Origin of the sequence: Aeromonas molluscorum 848, assembly GCF_000388115.1 — a bacterium.
In the GTDB taxonomy this organism is placed as follows: Bacteria; Pseudomonadota; Gammaproteobacteria; order Enterobacterales; family Aeromonadaceae; genus Aeromonas; species Aeromonas molluscorum.
Genome location: NZ_AQGQ01000012.1, coordinates 20,462 through 41,880, shown reverse-complemented (window position 1 = coordinate 41,880; position 21,419 = coordinate 20,462). Strand labels below are relative to the sequence as shown.

Here is a 21,419-nt window from a genome sequence, read left to right as displayed (position 1 = left end):
TGGATGGCAGACACCAGCCGAGAGCACAGCAACACCGGCCAGCGCATCCTCAGGTAACGAAACCGCACGCGGTGCAGCGCAGGGCGGCAGTGCCTCACAAGGCCCAGCACAGGGAGGCGGTAAAATTCAATGAGGGTTGGGGCAGCGTCAGAGCGAGAGACAAGGCTGGACGCCCAGTCAACACCCATGTGCAGGATCATCCGCTCGACGGCAACCACAAGGTCAACAATCGCCACGTCGACAACCGCCGCGACATCAAAGGCAACAATGTGGTCATCAACAACAATCACAATCACATAGTGGTGCCGCCCAATAGACGCAGGGTCTATCACGATGTGGTGGTGGTGCGCCCCTATGGTCACTGGTATGGCGGTTATGGCAGCTACTATGACGACAATGATGCCTGGAAATGGCTGGCCTTCACTGCCATCACATTGAAAATACTCGATAACATCAATGAGGAGCAGCAGCGGGAACACGAGGCGGCCCAAGTCAAGGCGACCACTGCTCCCCTGAATCAGCCTATCACCTGGAATGATGGCAACGCCTCAGGCTCGGTGACCGCAGTGCGGGACGGCACCAGCAACAATGGCCGCTACTGCCGCGAGTTCCAGCAGAGCATCACTGTGGGCGGCAAGAAAGAAGATGCGTTTGGCACGGCATGCCAGAATCCGGATGGAGCCTGGGAAATAGTGTCAGACTGATCGTCAACTTAGCCCGGGAGGGGGATCGTTGGCACCGGGAGCGCTCACAGGGGCGCTCTTCTTTTTGTGCTTTCGTACCCGCATATAGTTGCGCCGTACCCCGTAGGAGATGAGCAATCCCGCCATCAGCATCACCAGCAGCATCAGCCGCTGCTTCTCCTGATTGACCTTGAGCTGGTTGTCTTGCTTGGCCAGCATCTGCTGCTCTTCCAGCGTGATCCTCAGATAGCCGAGGGTCTTGTCACCGTCGAGGATCTCCTCGACATAGGGCAGGCGTCCCTTGCCCTGGTTCGGTGGCGTGGCGTTATCCGTCCCGATGGGGAGCAGGCTGTCGATAGGAAGCGCATTGTCCGATTGGGCCAAGGGGACGCCACGGGCATCATAGAGGGTGACATCGAGGATCTCGGGGGATTGAGCCAGCTCCTGGGCGAGGCGTTCCAGCTCATTCTCGTTGTCCTCCTTCAGCCAGCGGCGCATGTCGCGGCTGGCATAGCTGACCAGAGCCTGGGCCCGGGTGCGCGCCTCGTCATGCAAGGCCGCCTGACTGGCACTTTGCATGTGGATCAGCAAAGCCAGGACCCAGGCGCCGAGGGCGACTCCGGCGCCGAGACTCAGCAGGCGTTTGACGGGCATATGACGCAAGGGGGCTCTCCTGATTGCGGGTGCTGGCGGGATCTTGGCGCTTGCCTGTATAAAAAGCAATAAGCTACTCTGGCCCGCACTGCTTATCCCCCCGACATCCAAGGAAGGTTCTTCGCTCATGTTGTTGTCCAACTTACCTCAAGCCCCTACCGATTGGGCCGCCCAGCTCGCCTCGTTTCCCCTGTGGGATCTGCGTCTCGATAGCCTGCATGGCACCACCCATCCCTTAACGGGGGGCTGGCTGGTACTGTTCGGCCATGACCTTGGCGCCCGGCACCTGCAACAACTGGCACCCCTGTTGGCGCTGGAGGGGATACCGGCCTGCCTCTATCCTGTGGCCCGTATTGCCGGTGTGCCCTTGTTGCTGATAGGCACCGACAGCTTTTCCACCGTCCTGGCCGATATCATCCGAAGTGAAACCTGGACCATAGACATCTGTCATCTGGCAGCCTTGCCTAGCCTCACCGAGCCGGGTCTGCTGGTGATGGACATGGATTCCACCGCTATACAGATGGAGTGTATCGACGAGATTGCCCGCCTGGCCGGGGTGGGGGAGCAGGTGGCTGCCGTCACCGCCGCCGCCATGCAGGGTAAGCTGGAGTTTGCCGACAGCCTGCGCAGCCGGGTGGCGCTGCTGGCCGGGGCCCCGGTCAGCATACTGGATGACGTCGCCGTGAACATGCCCTGGATGCCGGGGCTCAAGTTGATGGTTGATACTCTCAAGCAGGCAGGCTGGACGCTGGCCATCGCATCGGGCGGCTTCACTCGTTTCGCCGGTGAGTTGCAAGGGGCCCTGGGCCTGGATGCGATCTTTGCCAACGAGCTGGCAGTCGCGGATGGCAAGCTGACCGGTCAAGTGGCCGGGGCAATCGTGGATGCGCAGGCCAAGGCACGGGTGCTCAGCCAGCTTGCTGCCGAGTGCGGTATCGCCCCCTCCCAGACGGTAGCTGTGGGGGATGGCGCCAACGATCTCAAGATGATGGCGGTAGCCGGGCTCGGGATTGCCATTCACGCCAAGCCGCTGGTGCGCGCCCAGGCGAGTGCCTGTCTGGATCATCACGATCTGGAGGGGGTCATCTGTCTGCTGGGGGCACGTGCCTGTGCCGACACTCGCTGGAGTGGCTCCACACCAAGGCTGTCATGATGGAACTGCTCCAACACTCTCACTTCGTCTCTTGCGGAGAGCACAAGCTGCACCTGCGCCAGATAGGCCCCACGCTGGTCACCCAGGCCGAGCCTGTGCTCATGGTGCATGGGGCCATCGAGAATGGCCGTATTTTTTACACCGAGTCGGGCAAGGGGCTGGCCTGCTTCCTGGCCCGGCACGGGTATCAGGTCTACGTGGCCGATTTTCGCGGCCGTGGTCGGAGTGAGCCTAGTATCGCCAAGGTCCAGGATCATGGTCAGCATGAACTTATCACCGAGGACTTGCCTGCCTTGCAGGCCTGGATAAGGGCCCGTCACCCCGGTCACAAGGTACACTGGGTGGCGCACTCCTGGGGCGGGGTCCTGATGGCCTCGACCCTGGTCCGTTTTCCCGAGCAGGCGGCGGGGGTTGCGAGCCTGCTGTTCTTTGGCAGCAAGCGCGGCATCTCTGTCCATAGTCCGGAGCGCTGGTTCAAGGTCGATCTTATCTGGAATCGGCTGGCCCCCTGGCTGGCTCGACGCCGTGGTTTTCTGGCGGCGCGCCGCTTGAAGATAGGTGCCGACGATGAGCCGCTGCGCTATCTGGAGGAGACGATCCCCTGGGTCAAGTGTGGCCCCTGGCAGGATCCCTATGATGGCTTTGCCTATGATGAGGCGGCCGAGCGGGTCGCCTGGCCACCCCTATGGCTCATCTCGGCCAAGGCGGACCGGGTGCTGGGTCATCCCGAGGACGTGTATCGTTTCGGTGCAGAATTGGGGATCCGAGCCCAGCCCCGTCACACCCGGCTTGGCCGGGACAGGGGAAATCGGCTCGATTACGACCACATCAACATGCTGACGGCGCCCCAGGCCATCGAGGATCACTTTCCCGAGGTCCTCCGTTGGCTGGATCACCCGCCTGCCGGCTGAGCGGCGTGTTTACGCGGACAATGGGATGCAGATAAGAAAGAACGCCCCAAACATAAAACGCGGATCAGTTAGCTGATCCGCGTTCTCTTATCTCATCTTAACGCGGGCGCCTGGGCCCCGCACTATCCTGCTTGACCAGGATCCAGCCCCAGACGCAGCAAGGTGGCCTGGGTGGTGTCGGTCAGCTCGCCGACCCCGACCACGCTCCACAGCTCATCTTCCAGCCGCTTGGCCTTATGAATGGCGAACTTGGCGATGTAGTCCAGTTCGCTGGCGATGAAGTTGGTGTCCGGCCGACCGGTACGCGACAATCCCATCTGCACCGAGTAGAACTCCCCCTTCAGTCTGGCGTGGCGAATAAAGTCCCGCTTGGCACCAATGTCTACTAGTGTGCGGGTCGCCACACTGTGGAATTGCGGCGCACCATTGGCCAACCGTTGCCAGCTGATGTAGATCTCGACCTCCTTGGGCAAATCTTCCCGCGCCATGGCACGCAGGGGATCCAGCAACAGCTGGCGCAACAGATCGCCTTGTAGCAGAGGGTAGAGATTACCCCTGCTCGGGGGCTTCGGCGCAGGCTTGCAGCAGGCGAGCCAGGGAGCGGTGCCGCGGTGCCAGCGCCAGGGTCGCTGGTTTGATGCTGTTTTTGCCCTTGTTGATATAGATAGGGTTGCTGAACACGTGGTGGCTGTAGATGTTGCGCAGGGCACGGGCCAGGCCACGATACCGACGCAGCCCCTGTGCCGTTTTCAGCTTGGTGCGATTGCTCTCGATCAGCAGGCTGAAAAACTGGCGACCACTGTGGCGCTCCGGCTCTCCCTCGATGCAGAGATGCAGCACAGTTCGGCTCTGATTGAGGTTGACCAGTCGATAGCGCAAAGTCTGCAGATCCAGCTGCTTGGTGAGGGGTTGCAGCCTGGGCAGGGAAACCGTGACCAGATCGCCCTTGCTGCCGGGGAAGGGGCTTTCCAGTTCGACTTGCATGCCGTGGGCTGAGATGTCACGGGTCCAGCCGACACAGGCTTGTTCGTCCAGGCGCAGGGCGACCGCGGTTTTGTGCAGGTAGCGGGCCTCGCGCCTGAGCTGGACATAGTGCAGCGTCTCTACTTCGAAGAGGGGAGGGGTTGCCTCGTGGCCGAAGCGCTGCAAGGCATTGGCATTGTGCTGCCCCTGGGGTTGGGCCATGTATTCATCCCGCACCGATTCGCTCGGGATCTCCTGCAACAGCCCGACATAGCCGAGTCGCTCCAGCCTGGCATGCAGCAGCTTGTCCTGGCTCAAGGGAAGCTCCTGGGTCGGCAGACTACTGATGTCTGCCTCGGTCAGGGTGCAGGGGTCGAGGGAGAACTTGTAAACCCGGAAGCTGGGCCTCTTGGCGGCCACCTGAAAGAAGAGGTCGCGCAGTCCGCTTTCGACCAGTTCCTCGGCGGTGGCAGAGAAGAAATAGAGGTGGCTGCGTACCGCGTGGGTGAAGCTGTAGATCAGGGTCTCGCGGCACTCATCACCACTGGGCAGCAGAGCGCTCAAGCGATGGGGTGGGAACAGGCCCGCCAGGGTCCCTTGATTCTTCTCGTCACGCCAATATTCGAGCAGGTGCAGGTTGTTCTCGCTCTTGAGCACCACCTCGAGCCTGGGCGGCTCCCCCTGACTCTCTTTGCTGAAAAAGAGTGGCAAGCCACTCATCCGTGGCAGGAAGAACTGCTCGTAACCCTTGATGATGGCCGCCGACAGCAGGTGATCCACGCTGACTCTATAACGGCCCTTGTTGTTGTCGATAAAGCGGGCCAAGTACTCATCGAAGGGGGCATTCTCCTCCTCACGTACCAGACGCAGCCAATACCTCTCATCACGGCTCTCCTGACCCAGGATGCGATAACCTATCCCTGTGGCGAGGCAGGGGTGGGGGGACTCCTTGTCCAGGCCATGGAAGTACACCAGCACCTTATCCCCGGACTCGAAACGTGGCAGATAGGGCACCGAGACCCGGATACCGCCGATGGAGAGGTCCGAACTCTTTGCGCTGAGCCGCTCACCGCTGACCAGCGCCAGCTCAAGGGGAGAACTGAAGTGCATCCTGTCCTGGCTGCGGCCCACATAGCTGGCGAAGGTGATGAGATTGACATCGAGTTGACGCAGCTGGCCCGGCTGATGCTGGCTTGGCGGCAGGCTCCGGCTGTGGGCCTTGCGCTGCCACTCCTGCATCGCCTCGTAGACCCCCAGGGTATAGCGATCTCGGTAGAGATAGCAGTGGGACTGGAACTGGGCGATCGCCTCATCCGGCATGAAGTCGGGTGACTCCGGCAAACTCAAACACCCGGCAGGCCTGCGGCCAGTCGCTGCGCATGTCGAGCACCCGGCGGCTGTCGGCGCCACGCCGATTGAGCTCCATCTTCAGTAGAAAGCGGGTGTTGCTGCTCTGTTCCGCAGTGAGACGCAAGAAGAGCTCTTCAAAATCGGCTTCCCGCTGCAGGGTAATGAGTTGATCTATCAGTGGTTGCTGTTGGGCTAGGTCCATGTGTTCCTGCTACGGAAAGTCAATTTTCCGGTTCCGGGTTTGATCTGTCGGGCTGAACCGAGTATATCAAGCAGGCATTCATCCTGTCCCCGAGTTATCCATGGCCAAAAATAAAACAGCTTACGTCTGCTCCGAGTGTGGCGCCGCCTTCAGCCGCTGGCAGGGCCAGTGCGGCGAGTGCAAGGAGTGGAACACCATCACAGAGGTGCGTCTTGGCACCGCGACCCCAGGCACAGGGGCCCGCTACGGCGGCTATGCCGGTGCCGTCGGCAGCAAGGTACAAACTCTGGCCGAGATCGCCACCACCGAGATCCCCCGTTTTAGCTCGGGTTTCAAGGAGCTGGATCGGGTATTGGGGGGCGGCGTAGTGCCGGGATCGGCGGTATTGATCGGTGGCAGTCCTGGGGCGGGCAAGTCGACCCTGCTGCTGCAAACCATGTGCGGTCTGGCGGAGCGGATGAAGACCCTCTATGTCACAGGGGAAGAGTCCTTGCAGCAGGTTGCGATGCGGGCCAGCCGCCTCGGCCTGCCCACCGACAAGCTGCGTATGCTGTCCGAGACCAGCGTTGAGCAGATCTGCCTCATCGCCCAGCAGGAGCAGCCTCAGTTGATGGTGATCGACTCCATCCAGGTGATGCATGTGGCGGACGTGCAATCCGCACCGGGATCTGTCTCTCAGGTACGAGAGTCTGCCGCGCTCCTGACCCGCTATGCCAAGCAGAACCATGTGGCCATCTTCATGGTGGGTCACGTCACCAAAGATGGCACCCTGGCGGGCCCCAAGGTACTCGAACACTGCATCGACTGCTCCATCATGCTCGATGGTGGCCACGATTCGCGTTTTCGCACCCTGCGCTCCCACAAGAACCGCTTCGGCGCCGTCAATGAACTCGGTGTGTTCGCCATGACGGGGCAGGGAATGAGGGAAGTAAGCAACCCTTCCGCCATCTTCCTGAACCGGGGGGAAGAACAGGCCCCTGGTTCTATCGTCATGGTTATCTGGGAGGGAACAAGGCCGTTGCTGGTGGAGCTGCAGGCGCTGGTGGATTACTCTCAGCTCTCCAACCCGCGTCGGGTAGCCGTCGGTATGGATCACAACCGTCTTGCCATGTTGCTGGCCGTGCTGCACCGTCATGGCGGGTTGCAGATGGCGGATCAGGATGTCTTCATCAACGTGGTGGGCGGCGTCAAGGTCGAGGAGACCAGTGCGGATCTGGCCCTGCTGCTGGCCATGGTGTCGAGTTTTCGCGATCAGGCCCTTCCCAAGGATCTGGTGGTGTTCGGCGAGGTGGGACTCTCTGGCGAGATCCGGCCAGTCCCCTCAGGTCAGGAGAGGCTGCAAGAGGCGGTCAAACACGGTTTTCGCCGTGCCATAGTGCCCTTTGCCAATGCCCCCAAACACCCTATCGAGGGGATGGAAGTGGTGCCGGTCAAGAAGCTGGCGGATGCGTTGGAAGCGCTCTGAGTGAACGAAGAGATGAAAAGAGGGCACCTGATGCCCTCTTTTCATCTGCGCAGCTGCACCTTGACTCTTGGGGGTCAGGGGTGGGGGTGGGCCAGGTGTTCGGCCAGCAACTGCTCCAGCTCCCGGTGCAGCAGGGCCTCATCGCCGACATTGAGTTCGATCATGCGCTTGAGGTGGCTGGCGCTGTCGATGTCGATGTGATGGCAGTAAAACCCAAGTCGCTGGTCATCCTCATGACTCAGTTCTACGGCCATGGTCAGCACTATGTCACTGTCGGCCAAGGAAAAACTCAGTTGATAGTCCCGATCCTGGCCTGGATGCCAGTTGGCGGGACGATCCAGCAGGGCCCCCTGCAAGGAGACATCGACCAGCTGGGTCGTCCAAGTGTGTGAGCCCTGACTCAGGTTGGCCTGGGCTGCATAGAGTACGCGTGAGAAGCGGCGACGCTCTGTCATTATCAATTCCTGCCTTGTGGTATCCCGCGCCTGAGTGTAATCCACTCTACCTGTCTTGAATTTGCGCTGGCTCCGATATTGCTACTCAGCCTGGCTGAGAGCTCAGGGTTTCGACCACGTGCAAGGCGGTGATCAACCTGTCTTCGTACTTGAACCTGTCTTCCAGTACCGGCCCCAGCTTGTTGAGGTCTTCATCCAGACTCAAGAGCTGGGCTTCGTCGGCATCGCTGTACTTGTCGTTGAACTCGAGGGCAAACTCGGTGCAACTGCGAATATGGGGATAGATGCGTTTGGCTAACTCCAGGCTGTCGCCGCTGGCTTGCTCGAAGGCGTTGACGACATGGTGATAGATCTCGAAGTGGCCGGCACTGACATAGTCGACCAGCTGTTCGCAAAATTGCTGTAGTTCGGGACAACCGGGTAGGCAGCGCTGCTGTTTGCTGCGTGAGGGGCTGAGCCCGGCAAGACGGATATATTCAACCAGCAGGGCTTGCCTTGCCTCGAGCCAGTCATCGATCGCCTTGTGCTTTCCTGCCAGCGCGTCTTTGGTCTTTTCCAGTTCAGTTAACATAGTCCCTCCATGGGGCATTAGCTGGGAGCACTCTGGCTCCGGCCTCCTGAGTGACGACAGCAACGGCCATCAGGAAAGTAGATCTAAGCTCGACCTCAATGTAAGGATATTGTTACCTCATCCGGGGGGACTGTGACAAGCACCTTCCATGGTCTGCTCATCTTTGGTGCTGCTGTGGTCAGAATAAGCCGTACCCTGACTGGTTCTGTGACTTTTTTCGCACTTCTTGATGAAAAGCCCAGCATTTGAGTCCAGCGTCGGGATAAAGCCTTTGCCTGAGTCTTTTTTTTTGCATAGAGTGACCAAGTGCTAAATGCCCGATCATAAAGGAAATGTTATGAACAAAGCTCAACTTGTCGATGCAATTGCCGCCAAAGCGGATCTGAGCAAAGCTCAGGCTAAAGTGGCCCTGGAAGAGATCATCAACGGTATCACCCAGAGCCTGAAAGAAGGTGATGCAGTCCAGTTGGTAGGTTTTGGTACCTTCAAGGTGAACCATCGCGCTGGCCGTACCGGTCGCAACCCGCAAACCGGTAAAGAGATCCAGATTGCTGCCGCGAATGTGCCCTCCTTTGTGGCTGGCAAGGCGCTCAAAGACGCCGTCAAGTAATCTCCCAAAACCCGGCGCTCGCCGGGTTTTTTCTTCCCGCTGTCACCGCTTTTCGTTTCGGATACACTCAAGTTATACAGTTCGCTGTAGTGGAGGTAGACGATGGAACAGAAAAACGCCATTCGGCAGGTCGCCGTCCCCTGGGCTCCGTCCCGTCAACTTCCCCCGGGTCTTGTCGTCGCCGAACTGCATCAGGATATCTGGGGTGACTCATTGACCGTGGTGCTTGGTCGCGCCCGCAGCATCGACTTGCCTCCTCTGGCCCTGTGTCGCGTGCACTTTCGCCATATCCTGGCGGTGCGGGTGATGGAAGATTGCGATCTGGCAGAGGGAAAAGAGAGTCATAGCATCGAGGAGCAGATCCAGCTCATCACGCCGTCGTGCTTTGCCAGCTGGTTTCATCAAGAGTCCGATGGTCTGCATCTGGATGACGACATTCAGCACTACCGTATCTCGACCTGGGACTATTGCGCCGATGTACTCACCTCACATTCCCCCGAGTTGCAGTTCGTCGATCCCGAGCCTTGATGGCAGGAGCTCGATAGAAAAAGGGGCATAAACGGATGCCCCTTTTTGTCTATGATGTGCAACCAGCTGGTCAGTCTACGTAGAAGGTCTGCTGGAACTTGAGGATCTCGTGCCGACCGTCCGCCATGATGTTGATGGTGAACTGGTAGGTATCTTCATTGCGATAAGGCAGTACCGCCAGATAGTAGATGGCTTCCCCCTCCTTCACTTGCTGGAAGTTGAGGGTGCGAATGGTGCCGATCAGGTTCTTAGCCTCACCGGTCAGACCCGCCGCCAGCGCCTTGCCGTTCTTGTCCTGCACCGCAACGTTGATAATGCCGTTGTAACGGCTGCGCTCCAGTCCGTAAGCCTTGGCGACCTCGGGGGTCAGGAAACTGGAGTTGAAGGCGTTGTAGTGAACCTGCCAAGGGCCGAGCGCCTGCATCTGCTCCGCGTGCAGCGGTAGCGTCATCAGGAGGGCCAGCAGGCAACCCCATGCTGTTTTCATCGTGTCATCCTTCTCATCGAATTAGCTTGGGATCGCAAGGAGCAGGGCGGCTATTTCGGCCGGGATCTGCCTGGGCGTATCGATCGCCACCGTCTTGTGTCGACCCAGTTCGCCCCGCAGCAGTTGTACCTGCCCCTTTGCGACCCTGAATTGCTTGGCCAGAAACTTGATGAGATGGGCATTGGCCTGCCCATCGACCGGCGGTGCCGTAATGGCCACTTTCAGCTCCTCACCATGCAGACCCACTATCTGATCCCGGCTCGCCTTGGGTTGAATGACCAGGTGCAGCACCAGGGCGTCATCCTGCCAGGCGACGGCAGGCATTAGATCATCCACCACAGCTGACCAAACAGATCACCTAACAGATAGTTTATGGCCTGCAGGCCAATAAAGGCGACCAGTACGGAGAGATCCAGGCCGCCGAGTGCTGGCAAGATGCGGCGAATGGGGGCCAGGAAGGGCTCGGTGAGCTGATGCATCACGTATTCGATGGGGTTGCGACCCTGGCTGACCCAACTCAGGATGGCGCGGATCAACAGGATCCAGAAGATCATGGAGCCTGCTTTCTTCAGCACGGTCAGCAGGGCAAACAGGCCCAGGGTCAGCCAATCGGCGACCATGACGTTCATGGTCTTGAGCAGGGCCAGCTTGGCGAAGGCTATCAGCAGTGCCAATACCACCGAGGCGAGATCCAGGCTACCCAGACTCGGGATGAGCCGGCGCATGGGCACGACCAGCGGGTTGGTCAGCTTGACCACCATCTGGCTCATGGGGTTGTAGAAGTCGGCCCGCGCCCACTGCAGCCAGACGCGCAGCAGTACCACCATGAGGTAGAGATCGAAGACGGTGTTAATCAAAAAGTAAGCAGTGTTCATCTGGACTCCTGGTTTAGAAGAGGTTTTCCATCTCGGCGGCGCGGGTAACGGCGGCCTGCATGGCGTTGGCGGTGAGCGGCAGCAAGCCTTGCTCCTGGAAAGTGCGTACGGCCTCGGCCGTTGTACCACCTTTGCTGGTCACCTGTTCACGCAGGCTTTGCAGCGACAGCTGAGGATTCTGTTCCACCATGGCTGCGGCACCAAGGGCTGTCTGCTGCACCAGCAAACGAGCCTGCTCCGGACTAAAGCCCATGGCCTCGGCCTGTTCGGCAATGGCCTGCATAAACAGGAAGAAGTAGGCAGGGGCACTGCCGGCGGCGGCGATGACGCCATTGATACCAGACTCCTGTTCGACCCAGAGGGTCTTGCCGACCGCTTGCATCAACTGCTCGGCATAGTGGCGATCCTCTGCGTCTATGCCAGCCGGGGCATAGAGGCCCGTCATACCCAGCCCCAACAGAGAAGGGGTGTTGGGCATGGTGCGGATGATTCGGGTATGACCGCCGGCCATTTCGCTCAGGCGCTCGACTCGGATGCCGGCCGCGATGGAGATGAGCAGCTTGCCGCCCAATGAGCCCAATTCGCTGACCAGGCCCGCCAGCATGGCAGCCATCAGTTGCGGCTTGACCGCCAGTACTATGACGTCACTCATTCTGGCGACCTCGGCGTTATCCTGGCTGATGCCGATCCCAAATTGTTGGGCCAGCGCATCGAGTTTGGGGCGACTGGGGTTGGCGGCCAGGATCCTATCTGCCGGATAACCCGATTGATGGAGCCCGGCAATGATACTGCGGCTCATGTTGCCCGCCCCGATAAAAGCGATGGTTCTGTGTTGCATCAAGCTCTCCTGCTGATGATGTCTGTGGGCCTGCCGCAGCAATGAGCCCCATTTTGGCTCATGTGACCAGGCGCCAGGCCCTCTTGCGAGTGATGTGCCAGGGCGCCTGTCAGGGGTAATCGCGGGCACCGAAGATGGCGGTACCAACCCTCACTATGGTACTGCCGTGCAAGATGGCGAGATCCAAATCTTCCGTCATGCCCATCGAGAGGGTATCTACAGTGGGGTATTGTTGCGCAAGCCGGGTGAACAGAGCCTGCATACGCAGCATCTGCTGCGCCAATATGTCGTGATCTTGAGTGTGCTGTGGAATGGCCATCAGACCACGCAACACCAGACGTTCTGATTGATTGACCAGCTGAGCCAGCCGGAAAATCTCTTGTTCTGACGTACCGGATTTGCTGCTCTCTCCGCTAATATTGATTTGCAGACAGATATTTAGCGGCGCAAGCTGCGCCGGTCGCTGTCGGGAGAGCCGCTCGATCAGCTTGTCGCGATCGATGCTTTGGACCCAATCGAAATGCTCTGCCACCTGCTTGGACTTGTTCGACTGCAAGGGGCCGATAAAGTGCCATTCTATATCGGCATAGCCCGTCTGGTCGCGCAGGGAGTCTATCTTGGTGCAGGCTTCCTGGGCGTAGGATTCACCGAAGCAGCGCTGTCCGGCATCATAGGCATCCTGGATGGCCGCGAGGGGTTTGGTCTTGCTGACGGCGAGCAGGCGGATCAGGTTCGGATCCCGTCCGGCCGAGTCGGCGGCCAGCTGAATGCGTTTCCTGACCTGAATAAGCTGTTGGGAAATCTGGCTCATATTTCGTTAACGATCTTGTGATGGGAGAATGACAAGTCTATGGATATCACAGAGTTATTGGCCTTTAGTGTAAAACATAATGCCTCGGATCTACATCTCTCGGCCGGGGTCCCACCGATGATCAGGGTTGATGGCGAGGTGCGCAAGATCAATTTGCCAGCCCTGGATCAGCGGGAAGTACACGCCCTTATCTATGACATCATGAACGACCATCAACGCAAGGAGCTGGAAGAGCATTTCGAGGTCGATTTCTCGTTCGAGGTGCCCAACATGGCACGTTTTCGGGTCAACGCCTTCCAGCAATCCCGTGGCGCTGGCGCCGTATTCCGCACCATCCCCAGTACAGTGTTGAGTCTGGAAGAGCTCGATGCCCCCGATATTTTCCAGAAGATAGCTGAGTATCCGCGCGGTCTGGTGCTGGTGACCGGGCCAACCGGTTCGGGCAAGTCCACCACGCTGGCGGCGATGGTCAATTACATCAACGAGAACTTCCATCACCATATCCTCACCATCGAAGACCCCATCGAATTCGTCCATGAGAACAAACGCTGCCTGGTCAACCAGCGTGAGGTGCACCGGGATACCAAGAGCTTCTCTAATGCCTTGCGCTCGGCACTGCGGGAAGATCCGGACATCATTCTGGTGGGTGAGATGCGCGACCTCGAGACCATTCGCCTTGCCATGACGGCAGCCGAGACAGGTCATCTGGTGTTCGGCACCTTGCATACCTCGTCGGCGGCCAAGACCATAGACCGCATCATTGACGTCTTTCCCGGCGCGGAAAAAGACATGGTGCGATCCATGCTGTCCGAATCCCTGCGGGCCGTCATCTCCCAGACGCTGCTCAAGCGGATCGGCGGCGGGCGGGTGGCGGCTCACGAGATCATGCTGGGCATACCTGCGGTGCGCAATCTCATCCGCGAAGACAAGGTGGCCCAGCTCTACTCCGTGATCCAGACCGGCATGATACACGGCATGCAAACCATGGATCAGAGCCTCAAGCAGCTGGTGAGCCGCGGCACAGTGGCCTCCCTGGATGCCAAGGCCAAGGCGGTGGACCCCAACTCTATCTAGGAGCGATTATGAAACTCGAGGCGTTGTTGGCACATCTGGTGGAACGACAAGGTTCGGATCTGTTCGTCACAGTGGGCAGTCGCCCCATCGTCAAGGTGGATGGACGCCTCTCTCCGGTGGAGGAGACTGTGCTCGATGAGGCGCAGACTCTGGCACTGATCCGGGAGACGCTGAGCCCGGAGCGCCTTGAGCATTTCATGATGACCCAGGAGGCGAACTACGCCATTCACAGGCCGGACCTTGGGCGTTTTCGGGTCAGTGCCTTCTGGCAGCAGGCCTTGCCTGGCATGGTATTACGGCGTATCGAGACGCGGATCCCGACCTTCGAGGAGCTGGGGCTTCCCGACATCCTCAAAGAGATCGGTATGGCCAAGCGGGGGCTGGTGCTGTTTGTCGGGGCGACGGGGACCGGCAAGACGACCACCCAGGCGGCCATGATAGGATTTCGCAACCAGCACAGCACTGGCCACATCTTGACGGTGGAAGACCCGGTGGAGTTCGTGCATCAGCATGGCCACTGCCTCATCACCCAGCGGGAGGTGGGCATAGATACCGCTTCGTTCGATGCCGCGCTCAAGAGTTCGCTGCGCCAGGCTCCGGACGTGATCCTGATCGGCGAGATCCGCAGTTCAGAGACCATGGAGTTCGCACTGCAGTTTGCCGAGACGGGTCATCTCTGCCTCGCCACCCTGCACGCCAACAACGCCAACCAGGCCATAGACCGTATCTTGCACCTGGTGCCGACCGAGAAGCACCGCCAGCTGCTGTTTGATCTCTCCTTCAACCTGCGCGGCATCATAGCTCAGCAGCTGCTGCCGGCCCTCGACGGCCAGCGGCGTTGCCCTGTGTTCGAGGTGATGCTCAATACCCCCATCATCACCGACATCATCCGCAAGGGGGAGTTGCACAGGCTCAAGGAGGTGATGACCAAATCGCCCGAGCTGGGCATGCAGACCTTTGATCAGGGGTTGTTTCAGCTGTTCATGGCCGGTCGCATCGGCTTTGACGAGGCGCTGGCCCATGCGGATTCCGCCAACGATCTGCGCCTGCAGATCAAGTTGTCGGGCAAGGGTGACCGGGATTCTGGTACGCTGGAGGGCGTGACTGTGGATGAATAGGGGCCTGGGCCCCTCCCTTGAGATAGGACCGTTATGCTGATTGTGGTTTCCCCGGCCAAGACGCTGGATTTCGAGTCGCCGCTGGCGACCCCCCGTTTTACCCAACCCGAATTGCTGGATCACTCCGCCCGCCTTATCGAGCGGGCCCGGCAACTGAGCCCGGACCAGATAGCGAGCCTGATGAAGATCAGCGACAAGCTCTCCGGCCTCAATGCCGCCCGCTTTGCCGACTGGCAACCCCATTTCACTCCGGCCAATGCGCGCCAGGCCATTCTGGCATTCAAGGGCGATGTGTATACCGGTCTGGCAGCAGAAGATTTCGAGGAGGGAGACTTCGAGTTTGCACAAGCGCATTTACGCATGCTGTCCGGTCTGTACGGCGTACTGCGCCCCCTGGATCTGATGATGGCGTATCGCCTCGAAATGGGGATCCGGCTAGACAACGAGCGGGGCAAGGATCTTTATCAGTTCTGGGGAGAGATCATCACCAAGCAGCTCAATGGTGCTTTGGCCGCGCAGGGGGATAACGTGCTCATCAACCTGGCGTCTGACGAGTACTTCAAGTCGGTGCGTCCCAAGGTGCTCAATGGCCAGATAGTGACACCCGTCTTCAAGGATGAGAAGAACGGCCAGTTCAAGATCATCAGCTTCTATGCCAAGAAGGCGCGAGGCATGATGGCCCGCTACATCATCAAACACCGCCTGACCCGGGTCGAACAGCTGACCGGTTTCGATAGCAATGGCTACCGCTTCGTGGCCGATGAGTCGGACGAACGTACCCTGATGTTCAAACGTTCGGAAAATTAATTGAATTAAGGGGGAACCAATCATTAGACCCCGGGTCTTAATATGTGAATCCTCTGTTGTAAGCACTTTTTATTAGCCGACGTCTATGCGTCGGCTTTTTTCTTGTCTGTGGGTCACCCATCGCGTATGTGGCTGGATCTGAATCGGCAATATCCCCAGCCATCGGTAAGCGGATAGACAAGCGGCCATCCGAAGATGGCCGCTGGGAAGCTGGCGCTGGATTATTTCTTTTTCTTCTTCGCCGATTTCTTCTTGGCATCCTTGGGCTTTTTCTTTTTCACTGGCACCCGAGCTTCTTTGTGCTTGGGGCGCAGTTCGTCGATCACCCGGCGCTTGAGGCGCTCTTCGGTGTAGCGTTCAATTTTGGCGACGATGGCCATGTCATGGGCTTCAACCAGACTGATGGCGCAACCACGGTTGCCCGCGCGGCCGGTACGGCCGATACGGTGTACATAGACGTCGGTGCCGTAGGGCATGTCGTAGTTGATGACATGGCTGACGTTGGGCAAGTCTATGCCGCGGGCGGCGACGTCGGTGGCGATGAGGAAGGGGACTTCGCCCGCGTGGAATTTGCGGATCGACTCGATGCGCTTGCTCTGTTCCATCTCGCCACGGATCCAGGCACAGGAAATGCCGGCCGCCTGCAACTGGCCAGAGAGTTCGGCCAGGCGCTCGCGGGTGCGCACGAAGACGATGGCCTTCTGGGTTTCCGGATCTTTTAGAATGTGGATCAGCAGCGCCAGCTTGTGGTTGGCGTCATCGGCCAGATGCACCCACTGGGTGATGGGACGGCGCTCGCTGCGCGGCGGCTCGGCATGCAGCTCGACCGGATCCTTGAGGATCTCGTTGGCAAACTTGGTGAGACCGGCCCCTTCCAGAGTGGCGGAGAAGAGCATGCTGTGTTTGCGATAGCGCGCCTCTTCGACGATGCGATTTACATCCTTGATGAAGCCCATGTCCAGCATGCGATCTGCTTCATCGAGCACCAGGATCTCGATGTCGTGCCCCTCGAACTCTTCCCGCTCAATGTATTCGAGCAGGCGTCCCGGGGTGGCGACCACGATGTCGGTGGTCTTGGTCAGGGCAGGCAGCTGCTCGTCATGACTGACACCACCGATGATGGTCTCGATACTGATGTGAGTGTGCACCGCCAGGGCCTTGGCGTGGGCCGTGATCTGCAACGCCAGCTCGCGAGTCGGGGTGAGGATCAGCATGCGGCAGGGGCCCGGCTTGCGGCGCGGGAAGTCGAGCAGGTGCTGCAGGGCTGGCAGCAGGAATGCGGCAGTCTTGCCGGTACCGGTCGGTGCCGAGGCCAGGATGTCACGACCCTCCAGTGCGGGTTCCAGCACCATCTGCTGAATGGTGGTTGGACGGGTAAACCCCATCTCGGCCAGGGCCCGGTTGAGGGCGGGATTCAGGTCGAAATCATCAAAGGATTGGCTCATGGCAATGCTCGGTCATTAAGGAAACGGCAGATTATAGGCGATTATGTCGTCGTCTCCTATGGCTGGCGGCGGGAACTGGCTATAATCGCCGACCCTTTTTTCCCAGAGCAGGGGGCCATATGGTCCGGAGCCGTGGTTTTACCTTCAAACAGTTTCATATCGACCATGACCGCTGCGCCATGAAGGTGGGCACGGATGGCATATTGCTCGGTGCCTGGGCTCCGCTCGACGGGGTGCGGCGGGTGCTGGATATCGGCAGTGGTAGCGGCCTTATCGCCCTGATGCTGGCCCAGCGCAGTGGCCCTGATTGCGAGATAACCGGGGTAGAGCTCGACAGGGACGCCGTGACTCAGGCGCGGCATAATGTACTGTCCTCGCCCTGGTCTGCCCGGGTGCGGATGGAGGAAGGCGCCATACAGCTGCATGAAGCGGAACCCTATGACCTCATCGTCTCCAACCCCCCCTATTTTGGGGCCGGCCAGACGTTTGCGGATCCCGCCAGGGCTCAGGCCAGGCACAGGGGGGCGCTCGATAGTCAGGACCTGCTCGATACCTGTGCTCGTCTGCTTGCACCCCGGGGACGGGTTGCACTGGTGCTGCCGACGGCGTTGGCTGATGAAATAATATCCATTTTGCCGAACTATGATCTGCATGAACTTTGTTATGTAGCTGTTATCACCAAAGATGGAAAAGCGGCAAATCGTGTTTTACTGCTGCTAAGCAGAGAATTAAACAGGTATGAGCGAGATGAAATTGTGATCCATTCTGCTGATGGAGGCTATTCCAACAGATATGTCCAACTGACGGCCTCCTTCTATTTGAAGATGTAAATTTCGTCTTGAACTATTTTTCCACATCATTATGCTGACACTTAAATGAGCACCCGCGCCAGACCAGCTAAAACCACTGGTTATGATGAAAAAACAGGCGGGGCTCCTTTTTTTGCCCAGGGAAAACCTAGGCAATGACCAATAGAAAAACTATAACAAGCAATAGTTTACAAGACAGACGAGGTTGAACTTGACGAAATCACTGACATTGTCCGATGTACTCGGATTAGGCTTTATGACCTTCGCCTTCTATCTGGGCGCCGGTAACATCATTTTCCCGCCCCTGGCGGGCTTCCTCGCTGGCGAGAACATGACCCTGGCCATGTTTGGCTTCCTGGTCACCGCCGTTGGCTTGCCGCTGATCACCATCCTGGCCGTTGCCAAGGCCGGTAACGGCTGGGCTGGCATGACCAAGTTGCTGCCAGCCGGCATTGCCACTGCGCTGGCGGTTGCCATCTACATCATCATAGGCCCGGCTTTTGCCGCTCCCCGTACTGGTCTGGTTGCATACGAGATGGGCCTCAAGCCTTTCTTGGGTGAGATGGGTGCGCAAGGGTTGATGGTCTATACCATCATCTTCTTCGGTGTTGCCATTCTGGTCTCCCTCAACCAGGGTCGGTTGATGGATGCCATCGGCAAGTTCCTGACCCCGCTGCTGATGCTGTTGCTGATCGTCTTGGCGGTCGGTGTATTTGTTGCGCCCCAAGGCACCATGCCGAGCGCTGTTGCCGACTACCAGCAAGATGCCTTCGTCAAGGGGATCCTGGAGGGTTACAACACCATGGATACCCTGGCATCGCTGATGCTTGGCGCCTTGATCGTCGATATTCTGCGCAAGAAGGGCATTCATGATTACCAGAGCCAGTTCAAGTATCTGGCCATCGCTGGCATCATCTCTGCCATCGGTCTGTCCGTGGTCTATATCTCCTTGTTCCAACTGGGTAATACAGCAGGCGGTGTCGCCATGGATGCCAGCAACGGTGGCGCCATTGTCAGTGCCTATGTGCTGAGCCTGTTTGGCCACCCTGGGCAGTTCATCCTGGCTGGTATCATTACTCTGGCCTGCTTCACCACGGCAGTGGGTCTGATCTCCGCCTGTGCCGACTTCTTCCACAACCTCACCGGCATGAGCTACCGCAAGCTGGTGGTCATTCTGGGAGCGGCCTGCGCCCTGGTGGCCAACGTGGGTCTGGCCCAGCTGATCAGCCTTTCCATCCCTGTGCTGGTGGCTATCTACCCGGTCGCGGTTGCCCTGGTGCTGGTGACCTTCCTGAAGAGTTACTTCGGTCGTCCGCGTCTGACATTCCGTCTGGTGCTGACCGTGGCCTTTGTGTTCGGTTGCCTGGATGGCTTGGGTGCCGCAGGCATGAAGATGGATGCCTTCGCCTTCCTGCCGCTGTTTGACAAGGGACTGGCCTGGTTGTTGCCAACCCTGGTTGCCTGTGGCCTGGGAGTCATGGCACGGGGTAACGCGAGCCAAGTGAGCGACGCTACCGCCTGATCCCGACCGTTTCTCCGTTTGAAAGAGCCAGCAGCCATTGCTGGCTCTTTTTATTGGGGGTCTGATCAGCCGCCTTTCGCTCCTTCTCTCTATCGATAGAGAGTGGCCAGTATCTCGACGACGCCGTACATGGCCACGCCGGCAAACACGGGCCAGCCCAGGGAGCGGGTGCGATACCAGACAGCCAGGGTCAGCGCCCCGCCGAGCAGGGTAGCCAGCCAGGAGGTGAAGGTGAGGGTGGCCGGGACCACGGAGACGCCGAACATGGCCGCTATCATGGCCGGGCCCAGCACCCTGAGCCAGATCGGCATGGATTCGACGCTCTCCTGATTGTCGCGGCGATCCAGGTGTCGCTGCATCCAGAGCAGGGGCAGCATTCGCAGCAAGAAGGTGCCTGCCGCCGCGGCGAGCATTGCGAGCCAGAGGGCGCTATCCATGTTGTGTTTCTCCCGTCTTCGAGTTGGCTTCCATCAGGTAGAAGAGGATGGCGCCGCAGATGGCCGCCAGGGGAATGGCCGCGTTGGCAAAGCCCATCATCTTGAGCAGCATGGCCCCCAGGATGGCGCTACCCAGGGTCAGTGACCACTGGCGTGAGGTAAAGCGTGGCGCCAGCAGCACCAGGAACAGGGCAGGGAGTGCGAAGGGCATCACCTCGCCGAGCAGGGGCCAGCGCGCTGTCAGTTGACCGCCCGCGATGGCCCCGAGGGCCGTGCCCCCAATCCAGCTGGCCCAGGCGAGCAGCATGGCCCCCGTGAACCAGCCCAGGCGCTCTGCCGGTGCCAGCTGCGGCAGGCGAGTGTGGGCCAGGGCGAAGATCTGATCCGTCAGGCCGTGCATCAGCCATGGCCACCACCGGCTGCGGGGCAGATAGGGGGCCAGATTCGGTCCATAGACCAGGTGGCGGGCATTGATCAGCAGGGTCATGACCACCACCAGCCAGAGCGGTGCCCCCGAGGCCACCATGGCCACGAACAGGAACTGCGATGCCCCTGCATAGATGAGGGTGGAGACGATCACGGCTTCCCATGGGCTGAAGCTGGCCTGGATGGCGATCAGGCCGAAGGAGATGGCGACCGGGATATAGCCTCCCAGCAGGGGTACTGCCTCGAGCAGCCCCCTGACGAAGGGGCGCTTGTCGCGAGTCTTGATTTCCTGGGTCATTTGGCGTTCCCCTTGCTTGCATAGACGATGGTGACCAGCAGGGTGACCCAGGTCTCCCCGGCGCGATAGAGATGGGGCTGATCGGCGGGGAAGGTGTGGCTCTCCCCCGGTTTCAGCAGCCTGATGTTCCCTTCCGTGCCCACCTCAAGCTGGCCGCTGATGATGGTGATGGATTCGGACGACCCTGGTGAGTGAGGCTCGGCGCGTCGCTGTGCGTGGGGGGCGCAGGACATCCAGTAGACATCCACATGGGGGTCATCCGTGCCCTGATCGATCAGCCTGACCTGCATGCCGTCGTCGAAGACGGGGGCGCAGATGGGGGCTACCAGGTTACCGAACGGCACATTGAGCTGAATGGCGATGCGCCAGACGGTATCCAGGGTGGGGTTGCCGCACCCCTGCTCCAGGCGCGACAGATTTGACTTGGCGATGCCGGCATCCTGGGCCAGTTGGGAGAGAGACAGGCCCCGGGCCAGCCGCAACGCCTGGAGGTGGCGTCCCAGGGTATCGAGAAGGGGTTTATCCATGACAGGTTCCTGTTCGTTATATAGAACGTTCCATATATTGAACGTTCTATATAACGAACGATAAGATGTCAAATGCTTTGGCGCGGCCATCCCCATCTGGGAGAGGCAAGGGGGCGGGGCTTTCGAAATGAGAGAGACCGGCATGGGCCGGCCTCTTTTTGTCAGCGGTACGCGTTCAGAGCGGGTCGGTGGCGGGCTTGCCCGCCAGACCATACCAGTGGAACTGAGTCTCACCGGCGTGCCAGGAGAAAGTGGCCCAAGGGTGCTTGCTCTCCCAGCGTGGGAAGCTGATGTCCACCTTGTTATCCTGGTAGCGATAGATGGAGGTGCTGAGCTCGATATCCGAGAGGATCAGCAGCAGGATCCAACCGATAAGAAACCACTTCAACAGTGTCCACAT

At 59.3% G+C, this 21,419-nt stretch carries 24 protein-coding genes and 1 pseudogene; 11 read left to right on the top strand and 14 right to left on the bottom strand.

The features are described 5' to 3' along the window. Window positions 1–704, top strand: a 704-nt coding sequence (locus G113_RS03760) for an RT0821/Lpp0805 family surface protein (RefSeq protein WP_236611713.1), incomplete at its 5' end; no start/stop codon positions are given. 3 nt (window positions 705–707) lie between these two features. Here the strand turns inward: G113_RS03760 and G113_RS03755 are convergent. Continuing rightward, on the bottom strand, window positions 708–1,346 hold the full coding sequence (locus tag G113_RS03755; RefSeq protein ID WP_040318873.1) for a YtjB family periplasmic protein: 639 nt from the start codon (window positions 1,344–1,346) through the stop codon (window positions 708–710). A gap of 118 nt (window positions 1,347–1,464) precedes the next feature. Between G113_RS03755 and serB the strand changes: the two genes are divergently transcribed. After that, window positions 1,465–2,490, top strand: a complete 1,026-nt coding sequence (gene serB / locus G113_RS03750) for a phosphoserine phosphatase SerB (RefSeq protein WP_005893710.1) — start codon at window positions 1,465–1,467, stop codon at window positions 2,488–2,490. Then, window positions 2,490–3,401, top strand: a complete 912-nt coding sequence (locus G113_RS03745) for an alpha/beta fold hydrolase (RefSeq protein ID WP_005893708.1) — start codon at window positions 2,490–2,492, stop codon at window positions 3,399–3,401. Before serB ends, G113_RS03745 begins: the two co-directional genes overlap by 1 nt. Window positions 3,402–3,523: 122 nt before the next feature. Here G113_RS03745 and G113_RS03740 read toward each other — a convergent pair. Continuing rightward, window positions 3,524–5,916, bottom strand: a pseudogene (locus G113_RS03740) (PilZ domain-containing protein). 100 nt (window positions 5,917–6,016) lie between these two features. On the opposite strand from G113_RS03740, the gene radA reads away from it, so the two are divergent. Continuing rightward, complete coding sequence (radA, locus tag G113_RS03735) at window positions 6,017–7,381, top strand: DNA repair protein RadA (RefSeq protein ID WP_005893706.1); 1,365 nt, start codon at window positions 6,017–6,019, stop codon at window positions 7,379–7,381. Between the two features lie 74 nt (window positions 7,382–7,455). Here the strand turns inward: radA and G113_RS03730 are convergent, their stop codons facing one another. Beyond that, entirely contained in the window at window positions 7,456–7,836 is a 381-nt protein-coding gene (locus G113_RS03730; RefSeq protein ID WP_005893704.1) for a PilZ domain-containing protein, read from the bottom strand. An 85-nt stretch (window positions 7,837–7,921) separates the two neighbouring features. Next, complete coding sequence (locus G113_RS03725; protein WP_005893701.1) at window positions 7,922–8,407, bottom strand: Rsd/AlgQ family anti-sigma factor; 486 nt, start codon at window positions 8,405–8,407, stop codon at window positions 7,922–7,924. Window positions 8,408–8,744: 337 nt separating this feature from the next. On the opposite strand from G113_RS03725, the gene hupA reads away from it, so the two are divergent. Together hupA and G113_RS03715 are read left to right on the top strand one after the other, a co-directional pair. After that, window positions 8,745–9,017, top strand: coding sequence for a nucleoid-associated protein HU-alpha (gene hupA / locus G113_RS03720; protein ID WP_005305063.1), 273 nt, complete (start codon window positions 8,745–8,747; stop codon window positions 9,015–9,017). A 102-nt stretch (window positions 9,018–9,119) separates the two neighbouring features. Beyond that, window positions 9,120–9,545, top strand: a complete 426-nt coding sequence (locus G113_RS03715; RefSeq protein ID WP_005893686.1) for a hypothetical protein — start codon at window positions 9,120–9,122, stop codon at window positions 9,543–9,545. Window positions 9,546–9,615: 70 nt separating this feature from the next. Here the strand turns inward: G113_RS03715 and G113_RS03710 are convergent, their stop codons facing one another. The 5 genes from G113_RS03710 to G113_RS03690 form a co-directional block, all read right to left on the bottom strand. After that, window positions 9,616–10,032 carry a DUF4426 domain-containing protein gene (locus tag G113_RS03710; protein ID WP_005893685.1) on the bottom strand — a complete coding sequence of 139 codons (417 nt, stop codon included), beginning with the start codon at window positions 10,030–10,032 and terminating at the stop codon, window positions 9,616–9,618. A 21-nt stretch (window positions 10,033–10,053) separates the two neighbouring features. Next, complete coding sequence (gene yggU / locus G113_RS03705) at window positions 10,054–10,356, bottom strand: DUF167 family protein YggU (protein WP_005893684.1); 303 nt, start codon at window positions 10,354–10,356, stop codon at window positions 10,054–10,056. Then, window positions 10,356–10,907: a YggT family protein gene (locus G113_RS03700; RefSeq protein ID WP_005893683.1), complete on the bottom strand. Its 552-nt coding sequence runs from the start codon at window positions 10,905–10,907 to the stop codon at window positions 10,356–10,358. Before G113_RS03700 ends, yggU begins: the two co-directional genes overlap by 1 nt. 13 nt (window positions 10,908–10,920) lie before the next feature. Continuing rightward, window positions 10,921–11,745, bottom strand: coding sequence for a pyrroline-5-carboxylate reductase (proC, locus tag G113_RS03695; RefSeq protein ID WP_005893682.1), 825 nt, complete (start codon window positions 11,743–11,745; stop codon window positions 10,921–10,923). 109 nt (window positions 11,746–11,854) lie between these two features. Then, window positions 11,855–12,556, bottom strand: coding sequence for a YggS family pyridoxal phosphate-dependent enzyme (locus tag G113_RS03690; protein ID WP_005893680.1), 702 nt, complete (start codon window positions 12,554–12,556; stop codon window positions 11,855–11,857). Window positions 12,557–12,595: 39 nt separating this feature from the next. Here G113_RS03690 and tapT point away from each other — a divergent pair, with 39 nt between their 5' ends. The 3 genes from tapT to yaaA are packed head-to-tail and all read left to right on the top strand — an operon-like array spanning window position 12,596 to window position 15,555. After that, window positions 12,596–13,630 (top strand): type IVa pilus ATPase TapT, encoded by a 1,035-nt coding sequence (tapT, locus tag G113_RS03685; protein ID WP_005893678.1) that lies wholly within the window; start codon window positions 12,596–12,598, stop codon window positions 13,628–13,630. An 8-nt stretch (window positions 13,631–13,638) separates the two neighbouring features. Further along, a complete protein-coding gene (locus G113_RS03680) occupies window positions 13,639–14,748 on the top strand; it encodes a PilT/PilU family type 4a pilus ATPase (protein ID WP_005893676.1) in 1,110 nt (369 codons plus the stop codon). A 33-nt stretch (window positions 14,749–14,781) separates the two neighbouring features. Continuing rightward, window positions 14,782–15,555, top strand: a complete 774-nt coding sequence (gene yaaA, locus G113_RS03675; protein ID WP_005893675.1) for a peroxide stress protein YaaA — start codon at window positions 14,782–14,784, stop codon at window positions 15,553–15,555. A gap of 221 nt (window positions 15,556–15,776) precedes the next feature. On the opposite strand, the gene srmB is transcribed toward yaaA, so the two are convergent. Then, the gene (srmB, locus tag G113_RS03670; protein WP_005893674.1) at window positions 15,777–17,000 is read right to left on the bottom strand and encodes an ATP-dependent RNA helicase SrmB; all 1,224 of its coding nucleotides are present in this window, start codon (window positions 16,998–17,000) and stop codon (window positions 15,777–15,779) included. A 119-nt stretch (window positions 17,001–17,119) separates the two neighbouring features. Here srmB and G113_RS03665 point away from each other — a divergent pair, with 119 nt between their 5' ends. Then, the gene (locus tag G113_RS03665) at window positions 17,120–17,830 is read left to right on the top strand and encodes a tRNA1(Val) (adenine(37)-N6)-methyltransferase (RefSeq protein ID WP_005893672.1); all 711 of its coding nucleotides are present in this window, start codon (window positions 17,120–17,122) and stop codon (window positions 17,828–17,830) included. Window positions 17,831–18,020: 190 nt separating this feature from the next. Then, window positions 18,021–19,331 carry a branched-chain amino acid transport system II carrier protein gene (gene brnQ, locus G113_RS03660; protein WP_040318879.1) on the top strand — a complete coding sequence of 437 codons (1,311 nt, stop codon included), beginning with the start codon at window positions 18,021–18,023 and terminating at the stop codon, window positions 19,329–19,331. Window positions 19,332–19,420: 89 nt separating this feature from the next. Here brnQ and G113_RS03655 read toward each other — a convergent pair whose 3' ends face one another. The 4 genes from G113_RS03655 to G113_RS03640 all read right to left on the bottom strand — a co-directional run bounded on the left by G113_RS03655 (window position 19,421) and on the right by G113_RS03640 (window position 21,419). After that, window positions 19,421–19,768 (bottom strand): AzlD domain-containing protein, encoded by a 348-nt coding sequence (locus G113_RS03655; protein WP_005893667.1) that lies wholly within the window; start codon window positions 19,766–19,768, stop codon window positions 19,421–19,423. Further along, window positions 19,761–20,492: an AzlC family ABC transporter permease gene (locus G113_RS03650; RefSeq protein ID WP_005893666.1), complete on the bottom strand. Its 732-nt coding sequence runs from the start codon at window positions 20,490–20,492 to the stop codon at window positions 19,761–19,763. The genes G113_RS03655 and G113_RS03650 overlap by 8 nt, the downstream gene beginning before the upstream one ends. Next, window positions 20,489–21,019 (bottom strand): helix-turn-helix domain-containing protein, encoded by a 531-nt coding sequence (locus tag G113_RS03645; RefSeq protein WP_005893665.1) that lies wholly within the window; start codon window positions 21,017–21,019, stop codon window positions 20,489–20,491. Before G113_RS03645 ends, G113_RS03650 begins: the two co-directional genes overlap by 4 nt. A 175-nt stretch (window positions 21,020–21,194) precedes the next feature. Then, entirely contained in the window at window positions 21,195–21,419 is a 225-nt protein-coding gene (locus G113_RS03640; RefSeq protein ID WP_005893664.1) for a hypothetical protein, read from the bottom strand.